General features: G+C 64.3%; 14 protein-coding genes. 1 reads left to right on the plus strand and 13 read right to left on the minus strand.

What is annotated here, in order from left to right; all coding sequences use genetic code 11:
• Positions 1-3: 3 nt before the first annotated feature.
• The 8 genes from C4K39_RS27680 to C4K39_RS27715 all read right to left on the minus strand — a co-directional run bounded on the left by C4K39_RS27680 (position 4) and on the right by C4K39_RS27715 (position 9,080).
• Complete coding sequence (locus C4K39_RS27680) at positions 4-1,620, minus strand: serine hydrolase domain-containing protein (RefSeq protein ID WP_124347954.1); 1,617 nt, start codon at positions 1,618-1,620, stop codon at positions 4-6.
• A gap of 176 nt (positions 1,621-1,796) precedes the next feature.
• A complete protein-coding gene (locus tag C4K39_RS27685; RefSeq protein WP_124347955.1) occupies positions 1,797-2,342 on the minus strand; it encodes a TetR/AcrR family transcriptional regulator in 546 nt (181 codons plus the stop codon).
• A complete protein-coding gene (locus C4K39_RS27690; RefSeq protein ID WP_068581358.1) occupies positions 2,335-2,892 on the minus strand; it encodes a dihydrofolate reductase family protein in 558 nt (185 codons plus the stop codon). Before C4K39_RS27690 ends, C4K39_RS27685 begins: the two co-directional genes overlap by 8 nt.
• Before the next feature lie 74 nt (positions 2,893-2,966).
• Positions 2,967-3,455: a hypothetical protein gene (locus C4K39_RS27695; protein ID WP_124347956.1), complete on the minus strand. Its 489-nt coding sequence runs from the start codon at positions 3,453-3,455 to the stop codon at positions 2,967-2,969.
• A gap of 164 nt (positions 3,456-3,619) precedes the next feature.
• A complete protein-coding gene (locus tag C4K39_RS27700; protein ID WP_124347957.1) occupies positions 3,620-4,678 on the minus strand; it encodes a helix-turn-helix domain-containing protein in 1,059 nt (352 codons plus the stop codon).
• A 307-nt stretch (positions 4,679-4,985) separates the two neighbouring features.
• Positions 4,986-6,320: an MFS transporter gene (locus C4K39_RS27705; RefSeq protein WP_068581364.1), complete on the minus strand. Its 1,335-nt coding sequence runs from the start codon at positions 6,318-6,320 to the stop codon at positions 4,986-4,988.
• 40 nt (positions 6,321-6,360) lie between these two features.
• Positions 6,361-7,899, minus strand: coding sequence for a class I adenylate-forming enzyme family protein (locus C4K39_RS27710; RefSeq protein ID WP_068581367.1), 1,539 nt, complete (start codon positions 7,897-7,899; stop codon positions 6,361-6,363).
• 2 nt (positions 7,900-7,901) lie between these two features.
• A complete protein-coding gene (locus tag C4K39_RS27715; RefSeq protein WP_124348420.1) occupies positions 7,902-9,080 on the minus strand; it encodes an acetyl-CoA acetyltransferase in 1,179 nt (392 codons plus the stop codon).
• Positions 9,081-9,224: 144 nt separating this feature from the next.
• Between C4K39_RS27715 and C4K39_RS27720 the strand changes: the two genes are divergently transcribed.
• Complete coding sequence (locus C4K39_RS27720; protein WP_124347958.1) at positions 9,225-9,797, plus strand: LuxR C-terminal-related transcriptional regulator; 573 nt, start codon at positions 9,225-9,227, stop codon at positions 9,795-9,797.
• Between the two features lie 4 nt (positions 9,798-9,801).
• Here C4K39_RS27720 and C4K39_RS27725 read toward each other — a convergent pair whose 3' ends face one another.
• The 5 genes from C4K39_RS27725 to C4K39_RS27745 form a co-directional block, all read right to left on the minus strand.
• The gene (locus C4K39_RS27725) at positions 9,802-10,320 is read right to left on the minus strand and encodes a hypothetical protein (protein ID WP_124347959.1); all 519 of its coding nucleotides are present in this window, start codon (positions 10,318-10,320) and stop codon (positions 9,802-9,804) included.
• A gap of 78 nt (positions 10,321-10,398) precedes the next feature.
• Positions 10,399-10,926, minus strand: a complete 528-nt coding sequence (locus C4K39_RS27730) for a hypothetical protein (protein ID WP_225926513.1) — start codon at positions 10,924-10,926, stop codon at positions 10,399-10,401.
• 105 nt (positions 10,927-11,031) lie between these two features.
• A complete protein-coding gene (locus tag C4K39_RS27735; protein WP_068581382.1) occupies positions 11,032-12,003 on the minus strand; it encodes a cyclase family protein in 972 nt (323 codons plus the stop codon).
• 44 nt (positions 12,004-12,047) lie between these two features.
• A complete protein-coding gene (locus C4K39_RS27740) occupies positions 12,048-12,806 on the minus strand; it encodes an SDR family oxidoreductase (protein WP_068581384.1) in 759 nt (252 codons plus the stop codon).
• A gap of 45 nt (positions 12,807-12,851) precedes the next feature.
• The gene (locus C4K39_RS27745; protein WP_068581387.1) at positions 12,852-14,300 is read right to left on the minus strand and encodes an aldehyde dehydrogenase family protein; all 1,449 of its coding nucleotides are present in this window, start codon (positions 14,298-14,300) and stop codon (positions 12,852-12,854) included.
• Between the last annotated feature and the right edge of the window lie 2 nt (positions 14,301-14,302).

The following is a 14,302-nucleotide window of genomic DNA, read 5'->3' on the forward strand; positions in this document are numbered from 1 at the left end:
GGATCACTTGGCCTCGGCGCGCACGAACCGCAGGTTGCGTGCCAGGCTGCTGGTCAGCACCCGGCCATCCTGCTCGAAGCGAATCACTCCCAGGTCCTGGGCACTGAATCGCTCTGCCGCCAGCGGCTGCATGGGATAGGTGTGTTTGCCGATGCGAATGTAGAGCTTGCCTTGCTTGGGGTAGACCTTGAGCTGCCCGGATGAGGTCTGCAACTTGTAGATCCCCACATACCGCTGGATATCCTGGGGCTTCCAGGGAGCGGCCAGGGTGTAGGTCGAGGCCGGGTTGGTGGACACGATGCGCGCTCCCGAAGTCGCAGCCAGGTAGATCGGCGAGCCTTCGTTATCGGCCGCCATCAGGTGCTCGCTCAGCCGGGACAGCGCCAGCGTGTCGGGGAAGGTATTGAGGGTAAAACGGTTGTCGCTGCGTTGCAGCTGGAACTGATGCCCCGAGTCGTCGAGGTAGGTACCGGCCACCAGGGTGTTCAACGGAACCGGTGGAACGGCCTTGATACTGGGTACCGGTGGCGGGATATCGTGGCCCGGGGACGGATTGGGCGAGCCCAGTACCGTGTCCATCAATGCATAGCCACGCGCCGAAGCATCCGGGACCGGCGAATTGCACAGCACCACGGTGGCCAGGTCCATCTTCGGGTACCAGGCGACATGGGTGTTATAGCCGGCCCAACCACCGCTGTGGGACACCTCATCGAACCCGCGATAACGCGAGAGGCCAACACCCATGCCGTAGTAGCCGGGATCGCCGTCGGCCAACGGCTCGGTCTGGCGCATTTTGCCCACCAGCGCCCGGCCTCCTACCTGCCCGGTGGACAGGTTGCGCATCCAGCGCATCACGTCCATCACGGTGCTGTGCACCTGGCCATCACCGGTCTGCTCCCAGCGCACATCCACGAACTCATAGGCCTTGGTCTCGCTATCAAGCTCGTAACTCTCGGCCAGGTTCGGCAGTCGCAGCGGATACTGGTCGACGATACGCGTACGGGTCATGCCCAGGGGCTTGAATATCTGGGTTTGCGAGTAGGCCTTCAGGGGCATCCCCGACACTCGCTCGGCGATGGTGGAAAGCAACAGATAGCCACTGTTGCTATAGCTGAACTCAGCGCCGACGGGGAACATCGTGGCGTTCTGCTTGAACAGCATCTGCAAGGCCTGCTGCTGGGTGAAAGGCTCGGAATAGCCGATGCCCGACAGCTCGGCCAGCAACATGTAGTCCTGTAGCCCCGAGGTGTGGTGCAGCAGGTGGCGGATCTTGATGTCCTGGGCGTAGGCCGGTAGTTCGGGGATAAAACGCCGGATCGAATCGTCCAGGCTCAGGCGCCCCTGGGCTTCGAGCTGGAGAATGGCAAAACCGGTGAACTGCTTGGACACCGACGCCAGGTTGAATAGCGTATCGGTCCTGATCGGGGCACCGGTCTGCAGGTTGGCGATGCCGTAGCCGGCACTCCAGACGACCTTGCCATCACGCATGACCCCCGCGGCGCAACCGGGCTGGTCCGGTTTCAAATCACGGAACACCTGGTCAAACGCCGGGGTCGCCGCGGCATTGGCCAGCGTCGTGCTCCCCAGGGAGATCAGCAAGGTTGCAAGTATTGAACGCATGGATGTCTTCCTCTTCTCACGTGGCGGTCCTTCATGCTCCTTCGGAGCCTGGCCAGTATCCCGAGGGCATCCGTTGCAATCTGTCGCAAGTCAGTGATTTTCTGTGAAGAAGAGTGCATCGATGCGCAGGCCAGGCGCCGGCGCCTGGAACGGCCGCCCCCGGTCACGCCTGGGTCTCAGCGCAACAGGCGCCGCAGTCCGGCCTCGAAGGCCCCGGCAAGCGGTGGCGCGCCCTCCCCGGCCAAGGCCAGCGCCAGGGCGTGGCCGTGGGTGTAGTCCACCAGCAGATCGAACAGCAGCTCGGGCTCGGCATCGAACTGCCGCACTTCATGGCGCAGGCGCTCGCTGAAGGCCGACAGCGAACCGCCGAACAACCGCGGGTCACCGAATACGCACAGGGTCAATGCCGGATAACGTCGTACCCGGGCCATGTAGTGCCCCAGCAATACCTGGACCCGCAGCACCGCCGGCATCGATTCGGCGGGCTCCTCCAGCGGCTCGCCGTGCACCCGCTCCACCAACAACTGCATCAGTTGTTGCTGGTCGCCCACGTGGTAGATCACCGACATCGGTGTAATCGCCAGTTTCCGCGCCAGGGCCCTGATGCCGAATCCCTGGGCGCCAAGCTCCTCCAGCAGCTCCAGGCCGGCGTCCAGCACTTGATCCAGGCTCAGGGCATGACCGGCAGCCGGACGACCGCTGCGCTTGCGTGTTTCAGTCATGGCAGTGGCCCGGCTGCGCAGGCTCCAGGCGATAGCGGCTGCTGACCAAGCCGTTGGGGTATTGCCGAGTGTCGAGGCACTGCAGGCGCAAGTCCTGCTCCAGAAGGCCGAACAATGGCCGGCCACTGCCGATCAGCACCGGCACCCGGGTCAGGACCATCTCGTCGATCAGTCCCGCCCGGAGAAAAGCCCGGATCAGCGTACCGCCATCGATATAGGCCTGGCGCCAACCCTCGGCCTGCAACTGCGCCACCAGGTGCGCCGGCTCGGCGCCACTGATGCGCAGCCGATCAGCCAGGTGCTCCGGCACATCGGCGGGGTCCAGGGTGCGGCTCATCACCACCACCGGTTTGGTGAACGGCCAGGGCTCGAACCCCAGCACCGTGTCGTAGGTGCCACGCCCCATGACGATGCCATCCACCGAGGCCATGAAAGCCGCATAGCCATAGTCTTCCCCGGGCTCGCCGGGTGGCAGCCAGTCGATGCGGCCATCGTCGCGGGCGATGAACCCGTCTACCGAAGTGGCGATGAATACCTTGCCGAATGCCATGTCGCAGTGCCTCCCGGGAATAAACATACAGCGTATGATAATTCACCCGTGGAGCATCCTGGCAAGCAGCGATTTCAATTCAAGCTGTAGGACTGCAACACGCCCTGCTTGAAGTACAGCTGCAGCATGTGCGCCGGGCCGCTGGGCTTGCCCATCAGTTGGTTGGTCATGCCATTGACCACGCCATTGCCGCCCGTGGCCAGGTTGTATTCGTTGGCTGCAGCGCCGGTCACTTCGTTGGACGGCACATGGCTCCAGGCCTTGGCGAGCATCTGCTGCATGGTCGAGCGTCCCGGTGCGTAGCCGCCGTTCGCATCGCTGCGGTAGGTCCAGTACTCGGTGCCATCGGAGGCGTAGCGTTTTTCCGGGGTATCGCCGCACAGGCGCTGCACATCGTCCGGCGAAGTCTTGCCCACCACGAAGTTGCGCTTGGCGAACGAAGCGTCATAGATCTGCGCCTGGGGACCTTGGCCCTGGGCCAGGCCGGGGAGATTCAGCCCGCCATTGCCGTTGCACGCAGAGACCAGGGCCAGGGTCGCGATGCACATCAGTCGAAGTTTCATAACATCCTCTTCACGTATCCAGGAGCCCTCATGTCCCATGAGTGGCTCGTCCAGGGGATTCCTTTCGCGGTCGACCGCTCGCGCGGCTCGGCCTGGAAATGGGCGAAAAAGATGCTATCAGCGGCCACCGGGGCCGATTGACCTGTGGGTCTCCAACACTGTGCTCAGCGTCTCAAACGCACCTGGGTGTCGAGTCGGTCAAGGACCTCGAGCAGCGACCCCGGACCTTCGACGCTCACGGCTCCAGCCTTGGCAGGTAGCGTGGCCGGGCGCCGGTCGCGGGCATCCCGGGGTGAATAGCCGAAGGCCTGGCGAAACACCCGGCTGAAGTGCGACTCACTCTTGAAGCCATGGTCGAAGGCCAGGGTCGAAATGCGCTGGTGGGCGCCAAGGGGGCTTTCCAGGATGCGCCGCACCCGGTCCAGGCGGCATTGCTGGATGTAGGCCACCACTCCGGCCTCCTGGGCGAACAAGCGGTACAGCTGGGCCCTGGAGATACCGACTTCGCGACAGACCAGCGATGGGGTGAGCTCGGGGGAACGCAAGTGTGCCTCGATGAAACGTCGTACCCGCTGCACCAGCGTATGGTTGATCGGGGCTTGGGCCTCTGCCAGGGTCGCGGCACTGGGCGCCAGCGCCGCCGTGACCATGGCCAGGGTCGCCTGCTCGACCTCCACCAGCTCCTCGCCACGCAGCAGCGGCAACTGCCGACGCAAGCTACGCAGGTAGTCACCCAGTAGGCTGCCCAAGGGGCCCTGGACCAGGCTGCCGTGCAGGTTGGCCGCACGCAGGCGTGGGCTGAGCAGGTCCCGGGCCAGGGTCAGGATCACCGTGTCGCCTGCAATGATCTGCGAGTCCAGCTCCCGGGCCAGGTCCAGCACATAGATGCTCGAAGGCCCGGCCTGCAATGGGGTCCGGCCAGCCATGCCGTGCAACGAATGATTCAATCCCAGGCAGAGGTACAGGTGGTCCAGGCCATCGCGGCGAATCATCTGCTGCGGGCGGCGGACGCCATAGGCCACTGGCTCGCCAGCACCGGCCCAGGTACCACAACCCACAAGAATCGAGCCCACGTAGCCGGTGCTCAACTGGTAGTTGAAGCGCGAGGCCAGCGCCTGCTCGATGCTGATCTGGAAGATCGCATTGACCTCCTCGCGCCACATGTCGAAGCGGTGTGCGGGCGCATAGGCCTGGCTGGAGAACTGAAAGAGATGGGGATTCAAGGCCGGTCCCTGGCTGGACTACTCGGGCTGTCGCGCCTGGGATGCACCCCGGGACGCATCCAGTGCCGCCGCTTACCTTAAACCAATACCGTGAGCTTGCCGACAGGCCGCGACGTGCGGGCCTGATGCTGCCAGTGCCCATGGCGGGCCGACGCAAAGACAGGCCTGGGCAGATCGAAGGATGTGTCCAGCCCCCCAGCGAAGCACCGGCCGGGTATCCGCTGCAAGGCCCGAAAAAGGGCCTTGCAGGCATGACGGGACCAGGTGGGTGGAAGGCCCAGGTGCGAGCGCCAGGGCGGGCGCGTGGTTATGGATTGGCCAGCAGCGGTGACGCTGGGAGTTCCTGGTGCCGAGCGTCGCGGCTGCAAGCCACGAAGTCCTCCTTGCGCAGCACCACCAGGGCCAGCAGCGACGCGACCCCAGTGGCTACATAGAAGTACCAGGGCGAGGAGATATCACCGGTGAGCTTGATCAGCCAGGTGGAAATCAGTGGAGCACTGCCACCGAACGCGGCGACAGGGATGTTGTAGGCCACGGCAATACCGGTGGAGCGAATGCGGGTCGGCAGCAGTTCGCTCATCAGGGCATAGGTCGAGGACGCATAGAGTCCGAACAGGATCGCCACCGCCATCAGTGGCCAGAACAGCGTGGCCGGCGTGGCAGTGGGCGCGACCTTGAAGAACCAGTACATGGCCAGGGTCGCCAGGACACCGATCACCATCAAGAACGGCTTGCGCCCATAGCGATCGGTGAACGCGCCGCCAAAGGGCATCACCACCGCCGCCGAAAGGCTGGCGACGAACACATAGAGCAAGGTGGTGCCACTGTCGAACTTGAGGGTGTTGGACATGTAGGTCGAGGCGAAGGTCAGCACCAGGTAGAAGATCGAGCTATGCAAGGTAATGATGAAGAACACCAGGGCGATCGAGCGCTTCCACTGCCAGACTTCGCGCAAGGGTGCCTTGGAGGTCTCTCCGGCATGTACCAGGGCCAGGAACTCCGGGCTGTCTTCCAGCTTCAGGCGGATGTACATGGAGATGAAACCCAGCGGCCCGGCGACCAGGAACGGGATTCGCCATCCCCAGTCCTGCATCAGTTCGGCGCCCAGGACCCAGGTCATGCCATTGGCCACCGCGCCGCCCAGGAGCAGGCCGAGCACCGCAGTGACCATCAGCCAGCAGGTGGCGAAGCCCCGGCGTCCGGGGCCGGCGTATTCGGCAATGAAACTGGTGATGGTGCCGATCTCGCCGCCGGCGGAGAACCCCTGCACACAGCGAACCAGAATCAGGATGATCGGTGCGGCGATGCCGATGCTGGCATAGGTCGGTAACAGGCCCAGCAGGCAGGTGGAGCCGGCCATCATCACCAGCACGGTGATCAGGGTCCGGCGCCGGCCGATCTTGTCTGCCAGGGGACCAAAGAACAGGCCGCCCAGGGGACGGATGAAAAAGCTCAGGGCAAAGGCGGCAAAACTGGCCAGCAGGCTGCTGGAGGGATCATCGGAGACGAAGAACGCCTTGCCGATATACACGGCCAGGAAGCCGTAGACGCCATAGTCGTACCACTCGATCAAGTGGCCGGAAGTCGCGCCGATAAAGGCCCGGCGCCGCTGGCGCTGGGGGTTGGTGTGTGACAAGCCCATGCTGGGAACTCCTGTTGTACTGCTTCCATGGAAAAACGGTTCAGAGGTTGCCGACCTCCACTGGGTCTTGCAAGCTCTGGCGCAAATGGGTCTTGAGAATCTTGCCGTAGCTGTTCTTCGGCAACTCGGTGCAAAACAGGTATTTCTTCGGTTTCTTGAACGACGCCATATGCGCCAGGAACCACTCGTTAAGTGCCTGGGAGTCGAGGCTTCCAGGGGAACGCAGGACCACGAAGGCCACCACCGACTCCCCCCAGTGGGCATCCGCTTCGCCCACCACGCAGGCTTCGAACACCTCGGGGTGCTGGACCAGCACCTCTTCCACTTCCCGTGGATAGATATTGCTGCCCCCGGAGATGATCACGTCCTTGGAGCGATCGGTCAGGGTCAGGTAGCCCCGGGTATCCAGGAAGCCGATATCGCCGGTGAGCAGCCAGCCACCCACCAGGGCCGCCTGGGTGGCTTGGGGATTGTCCCAGTAGCCGAGCATCACCGGGGCGCCTCGCACGGCGATTTCCCCCGCTTCGCCTGGTGCCAACACACGCCCCTGGGCGTTGATCACCTGCACCTCAACGCAAGACTGCGCGCGGCCCACGGAAGCCGCAATGGCCGGCCAGTCGGGATTGTCACGGTCGGCGATGGCCTCCCGGGCCAGGGCACTGATGCTCATCGGACACTCGCCCTGGCCGTAGATCTGCACCAGGCGCGGGCCGAAGGTTTCCAGGGCCTGGTCCAGGTCTGCCAGGTACATGGGAGCGCCGCCGTAGACGATGGTCTTGATCCCCTCGCCGGCATACCCCTGCTGCCGGGCCTGCTCCACCATGCGCTTGACCATGGTCGGCGCGGCGAACAGGCTGACCGGTCCCAGCTCCTGCGCCAGCTCGAACAGCTCCGCTGCCTGGAACCCCCGCGACGCCGGCAATACGTGCCGGGCACCACAGCGCACATGAATGAAGTTGTAGAGCCCGGCGCCATGGGACATCGGCGCGGCATACACCACCGCATCGCCGCCATCCACAGGATCGACATCCAGCGGGTAGCACAGCGACATGGCCATCAGGTTGCCGTGGGACAGCATCACGCCCTTGGAGCGACCGGTGGTGCCGGAGGTATAGAACAACCAGGCCAGGTCCGTGTCCTGGCGTGGCCATGGCTGCGCCAGTTCCGCCACTGCGGACTCAGGAGCAGCCGACAGCTCGTAGCCGCAGATCTCGCGACAGTCGCCGGGCAGGTTTCCCGAGCCGAAGACCTGGCCGTCATCGGTATAGATCAACCGGGCGCCGGCATTGCCCGCGATCCAGGCCGCTTCCAGGCCGTGCAGCTTGCTGTTGATCGGCACCGCTACCGCCCCGCTCCACCAGATGGCATAGAGCAGTTCCAGGTAGTCGCAGCTGTTTTTCATCAGCAACGCCACCCGGTCTCCCGGGGCGATGCCCTGCTCGTGGCGCAGCTGCAATGCCCGCTGGCGAACCCGTGTGGCAAATGCCTGGTAGTCGGCCACCTGGCGGTTGCCGTCGAACAGTGCCGCGCGCTGCGGCCAGCGTTGGGCTGCGTCGAGCAACCAATGGGCGATGTTCATCCTCAGGCCCGGACGGCTTGCAGGACCGAGGCATAGTTGGCCACCGCCATGCCTCCCATGTTGAACAGCAAGCCGAACTCGGCCCGGGGGACACCCAGGCCAATGGGCTGGCCGATCAGTTGGCGAAAGCCCAGGGCATGCATCGATACGCCGGTGGCTCCCACTGGATGCCCCTTGGCCTTGAGGCCGCCGGACAGGTTCACCGGCAGGCGACCGCCGTGGCGTACGGTGCCGTCATCCAGGGCTCGATGCCCTTCGCCCTTGGGCGCCAGGCCCATGGCTTCGTAGATCAGCAGCTCGGCAATGGTGAAGCAGTCATGCACCTCGGCAAAGCTCAGGTCGCCCAGGGTCACTCCCGCTTCGCGCATAGCGCCGTGGATAGCCCGTTGCGGCCCTTCGAAGGCCAGGACGTCGCGGCTCGACAGGGGCAGGAAATCGTTCACCTGGGTCATGGCCCGGATCGCTACCTGGCGTTGCATGGAACGCGCGCGCCGTGGCGAGGCCAGGATGACCGCCGCCGCACCGTCGCTGATCAGCGAGCAGTCGGTAAGCCGCAGGGGCTGGGCGATCACCGGGTTGCTCTGGGAGATGTTGTTGCAATGCTCGAAGTCCATGACCCGGTGCATCTGCGCCAAGGGATTGGACATCGCATTGGCATGGTTCTTCACCGCGATCGCCGCCATCGAGGCCAGTGGGCTGTGATAGCGCTCGGCATACTGCTGGGCCACTTGGCCAAAGAGCTGCGCAAAGCTCAGGCCGGCCTCCCGCTCATCGTGCTGGTAGCCGGCACCCGCCAGGGCCCGGGTCACGTCGGCGGTGCTGTTGCTGGTCATTTTCTCTGCGCCGACCACCAGCACCAGTTCTGCCGCGCCACTGCGGATTGCATTGATCCCGGCCTGGATCGCCGCCGACCCCGAGGCACAGGCGTTCTCGCAGCGGGTCGCAGGCTTGAAGCGCAATTGCGGATCGGCCTGGAGCATCAGCGATGCGGCAAAACCGTCGGCCGCCAGGCCGGAATTGAAGTGACCGAGAAACAGGGCGTCGATCTCGGCGGCATCGATGGCGGCGTCCGCCAGGGCGTCACGGGTGACCTTGACGATCAGGTCCTCGAGATTGATGCCATCCAGGCGCCCAAATGGGCTGTGGGCGGCAGCGACAATGGATACGGAATCATGGGTCATGGTGATTTTCTTCTGTCCTTGAAGCAGGTATTCCATACAATGATCCAGCGCCCGAATCACACGCTAGTTGGGGCAACTACGTACATCAGTAAGTAGTACCTACACGTACCAGAGCGTCTCAATGACCACGAGGCAGGATGCCCAATGACCGTACATGCCCAACAACTCCAGGATCTTGAGTGCCTGGCCTTCCAGGTCTCGCCGGCACCGCAACTGATCACCGGGCACCGGCACATGCTCGATTGCAACCAGGCCTTCGAGCGCCTGTTCGGTTATGAGCGCAAGTACCTGCAGAATCACCTGACCCTATTGCTGTACCCCTCCCAGGCCGATTACCAGAGCATTGGCGAGCGCAGCGAACACTGGCTGCGCAACGGCCCCAGTGCCTCGTACTCCGACGAACGCTTCATGCAGCACCGCAATGGCGAGGTGTTCTGGGCCCGGGCCCACGGCTTTTCCCTGACCCCACAAGACCCGTTCAAGCTGATGGTCTGGCATTTCGAGCGCCTGGATCGCCAGCCGGCGCCGACGATCCAGTTGACCCCCCGCGAGCGAGAGATCTCGCTGCATATCGTCAACGGCCTGACCTGCAAGGAAATCGCACGCAAGCTGGGTATCTCCCACCGTACCGTGGAGGTGCACCGCGCCCGGCTGATGAAGAAGCTTCAGGCCAAGAACAGCGCGGAGCTGGTATCCAAGATCATCTTCATCAGTTGAATGCCTAGGCCAGCATGTCGCTGGCGCTGATGCGCAGCAACTGCAACGGGCCCACCGTCGCCCCTTCCACCGTGCCGCCCTGCGTCAAGATCCGGTCCACCGCATCCATCTCGGCGCTACGGCCGGCAATCATCTGGTAAGTGCTACGTGGCAACTCATCGGTGAATCCCTGCTCGACGGTCCAGTAGGCCAGCGTCAGCGCGGCGGTGAAGTAATGCTGGCTGGAGACCGGGATCCGCACTTCTTCATCGTTATCGTCATAGGCGATGAAGTGTCCGACGAAAGACTCCACGCCCAAGCGCTTGAGCATTGGCCAGCTCAGGGCCGCAGGCACGAAGGCATTGAGCTTCTCGGCAACGATTGGCGAATAGCCACGCTCCTGCAGCAACTCGACGATCCTGTCCTCATCGGCCTCGGGGTGGGCCGCAATGACGCTCAGGGCATCGAGCACCGCCTGGTGGGCGGTTTCATGATCGACGTCGGGAGAACAATGGGCGCAATCTGGTGGGCAGGTATCGGTCATGGGAGGTCGAAGGTCCATATCGGTCGTGGAAAACGGGCGGCAGGGTAACCCTGAGCCTGCCCAGGCGCCAGTCCCGTGTCAGCCGACTACCGTGTCCAGCAGGTCGCTGGCGCGAATGCGCAGTACCTTCAACGGCCCGAGCGTGCCCCCCTCTACACTCACGTCCTGGGCCAGGGCCTTGTTCACGGCGTTGATTTCGGCACTGCGCCCGATGACGTGCTCATAGACCTGGAGCGGCAAGTCTTCGCTGTAGCCGTGCTCCAGCGTGCAGTAAGCCAGCTTCAATGCGGCGATGAAGTAGTGCTGGCTGGACACCGGGATCTGTACCTCTTCATCAGCCTCGTCATAAGCGATGAAGTAGCCACCGAAAGGCTCCACGCCCAGGCGCTTGAGCAGTGGCCAGCCCAGGGCCGTGGGCACGAAGACATTGAGCTTTTCGGCAACGCTCGGCGAGTAGCCACGCTCCTGTAGCAACTCGACGATCCTGTCCTCATCGGCCTCGGGGTGGGCACCCATGATCTGCAGGGTGTCGAGGACGGCCCGGTAGGCGCTTTCATGATCGGAGGAAGAACAGTAAGGACAGCCTGGCGAGGAGATATCGGTCACGGGAGGTCGAAGGTCCATATCGAGCGTGGAAAACGGGCGGCAGGGTAACCCCTTTGGCCGCCCGGATTCCAGCAGGCTATCGGCCTCGCGCTCCTGCGTGCCCCTCTACTTGATCACCACCGGGTTCACCGGGGCCCCGCTGCCACCGACGATCTTCAACGGCGCGGCGGTGTAGAGGAAGGTCCACTGGCCATCGGCCGCGCAGTCCTCGGCCAGGTCCTCGAGCAGCACGATCTCGGTGAAGGCGATACCCAGGTTGCGCATCAATGCACAGTGCAGCGGGATCTGCACCCCCGACGACGGATCGGTGATCACCTCGTTGGCGATGGTATCGGTCACCAGGTTGGGGATCTCCATCTGGTCGAACCACTCCACCAGCTCGCGACTGTAGGTCAGCCCCGGCTCCACCAGGTCCTTGAAGAACTCAGTCTTGCCGTACTCGTAGAAGGCACCCATGGAGCCGGTGCGAATGATCAGGATGTCGCGCTTCTCGATGGCCACTCCCTGGGCCTTGGCCGCGGCCATCAGGTCCCGATGGTCGAAGGTCTCCCCACGGCCCAGGTACTTCTTGCCCCGATGACGGGCCATGTCGATCAGCACCGCTCGCCCCACCACCCCGCGTTCGGCGATCGGCAGTACGCTGGCCTTGGCCATCCCACCCACCGTGGTATTGGCGTCGTAGCCGTTCCACAACTGGTTGTCGTACCAGGCATGCCCCAGGGCGTCGTACTGGGTCGAGCCTTGCAACTGCATGAAGATCACATCGTCGCAGTACTCGGCGCCACCAGTCATCGAGGGCTGCTTGCCGGCCTGGTAGTGGCTGCGGTCCAGGGTGTTGAAGCGCATGGACGGACTGCGCGCCGGCCACATCGGGTCGCCACCTGGATGGCCGATCTGCACTTGCAGGGTGAAGGTCTTGCCCTGGCGCACCGCGGCAACGCCACGCAACACCTCGGCCTGCTGCAGGTAATTGAGGGCGCCGACTTCGTCGTCAGGCCCCCACTTGCCCCAGTTCCTGGGCAGGCCTTCGAGGAGTTTCGCGGTGTTGGGCTGGTTGTTGTGGTCGATCCCGCACATGTCGATTGCACTCCGTAGCTTGGGTTGGTACCGCCGGATGCTCTCTATACACAACGTCCGCCATCGACTTCAAGGCAGGTGCCGGTAATGAAGGCTGCCTCATCGCTGGCCAGGTACAGGCAGGCATTGGCCACGTCCTGGGGCGTGGAGAAGCGTCCCAGGGGGATGCCGGCCATGAATTTCTCGCGGTTCTGCGGGGTGTCCGGCACGCCCATGAACTCACTGAGCAACGCCGTGGCACCGACCACCGGGTTGACGCAATTGACCCGGATATTGTCCGGCCCCAACTCGGCGGCCATGGTCTTGCTGATCACCACCACCGCGCCCTTGCTGCCGTTGTACCAGACCAGCCCGGGCCGTGGCCGGACCGCCGCGGTGGAGGCAATGTTGACGAACACCCCGCCACCCTGCCCACGAAAATGCGGGACGAAGTGCCTGGCACTCAGGAAGATGCTTTTGACGTTGACCGCGAACACCCGGTCGAACTCGGCCTCGTCCACCTCCAGCATCGGCCGGTTGCGGTGGGTGGTGCCGGCGTTGTTGACCACGATATCCAGGCCCCCGTACTGCTCCAGGGTGTCGCGCAACAGCGCAGCGACGCTGGCATCCTCGGCCACATTGACCTGGACAAAATGGGCCTGGCCCCCGGCGGCACGGATCTCGTCCGCCACTCGTTGGCCGCCCGTGGCATTCAAGTCGGCGACGATCACTTGCGCCCCTTGCTGGGCGAAGGTCTTGGCGATGCCTTCGCCGAAACCGGAACCGGCGCCGGTGACGATGGCTGTCTTGTTGGCTAGACGCATGGGAGTGACTCCTGATCTTGTTGTTGTCTGCCGCGGTGGCGGCTTTCAGTCGTGACGGATAGCGATGGTCTTCAAGGTGGTGAAGCCCAGCAGTGCCTCGAAGCCCTTTTCCCGGCCATAACCGCTGGCCTTGACCCCTCCGAAGGGCAACTCGACGCCACCGCCGGCGCCATAGTTGTTGATGAACACCTGGCCACAGCGCAGCTTGTGGGCCATGCGCATCTGGCGCGCGCCATCACGGGTCCAGACCCCCGCCACCAGGCCGAAGGCGCTGTCGTTGGCCAATCGGATGGCATGGGCCTCGTCCTCGAAAGGCATGACCGCCAGCACCGGGCCGAAGACCTCCTCCCGGGCCAGGCGGCTGTCGGCCGGTACATCGCGAAACAGCACGGCCTGCTGGAAGAAACCAGCATTGCCCGCCTCGGGCACTACCACGCCACGGGCCGCCACCGGAATCCCCGCGGCCTCGGCTTCGCGCACGAACTCACGTACCTGTCGCAGCTGCTTCTGGTTGATCAGCGGCCCCATGTCCAGGTCCAGCTCCGAGGGGCCGGCGCGCAACTGGCTGAAACCCTGGGCCAGGCGCTCCAGCAGCGGCTCGTAGAGGCTGCGCTCCACCAGCAGGCGACTGCCGGCGGAGCAGGTTTGCCCGCAGTTCTGCACGATGGCGTTGATCAATACCGGTAATGCGCGATCCACATCGGCGTCGGCGAAGACGATCTGTGGCGACTTGCCGCCCAGCTCCAGGGTCACCGGGCAATGGCGCTCGGCAGCGGCCTTGGCTACCAGGGCGCCGGTACCGGTGGAGCCGGTGAAGGAAATATGCGCCACCCCGGGATGAGCGCACAGGGCTGCGCCGGCCTCATGGCCATAACCGCTGACCACGTTCACCGTGCCCTTGGGAAACCCGACCTCGGCGGCCAGTTCCGCCAGCCGCAGCAGGGACAGGCTGGCGTCCTCGGCCGGCTTGATCACGCAGGCATTGCCTGCGGCCAGGGCCGCGCCGACGCTGCGCCCGAAGATCTGCATCGGGTAGTTCCAGGGAATGATGTGCCCGGTCACGCCATGGGGCTCGCGCACGCTCAGCACGGTGTAACCGGCCTGGTAGGGCAAGGTCTGGCCGTGAAGCTTGTCCGCAGCGCCGGCGTAGTACTCGAAGTAGCGCGCCAGGGCCGTGGCATCGGCCCGGGCCACCTTGAGCGCCTTGCCGGTATCCCGGGCCTCGATCTGCGCCAACTGCTCATGGTGCTCCAGCACCGCGGCACCGAGACGGGCCAGCAAGCGCCCGCGCTCCAGGGCCGAAAGAGCGCCCCAGGGGCCGTCGAAGTTCTCCCCCAGGGCCCGCTGTGCTGCGGTCACCGCCAGGTCGATATCTTCGGCGGTGCCCCGGGCGATGCGGGCATAGGTGGCGCCGCTACTGGGGTCCAGTACCGGGATGTCCTCGCTCCAGGACGAGGCCTGCCATTGGTTGTCGATGTAGTGTCTGTGCTGCATGT

The organism is Pseudomonas sessilinigenes (assembly GCF_003850565.1).
Lineage (GTDB): Bacteria > Pseudomonadota > Gammaproteobacteria > Pseudomonadales > Pseudomonadaceae > Aquipseudomonas > Aquipseudomonas sessilinigenes.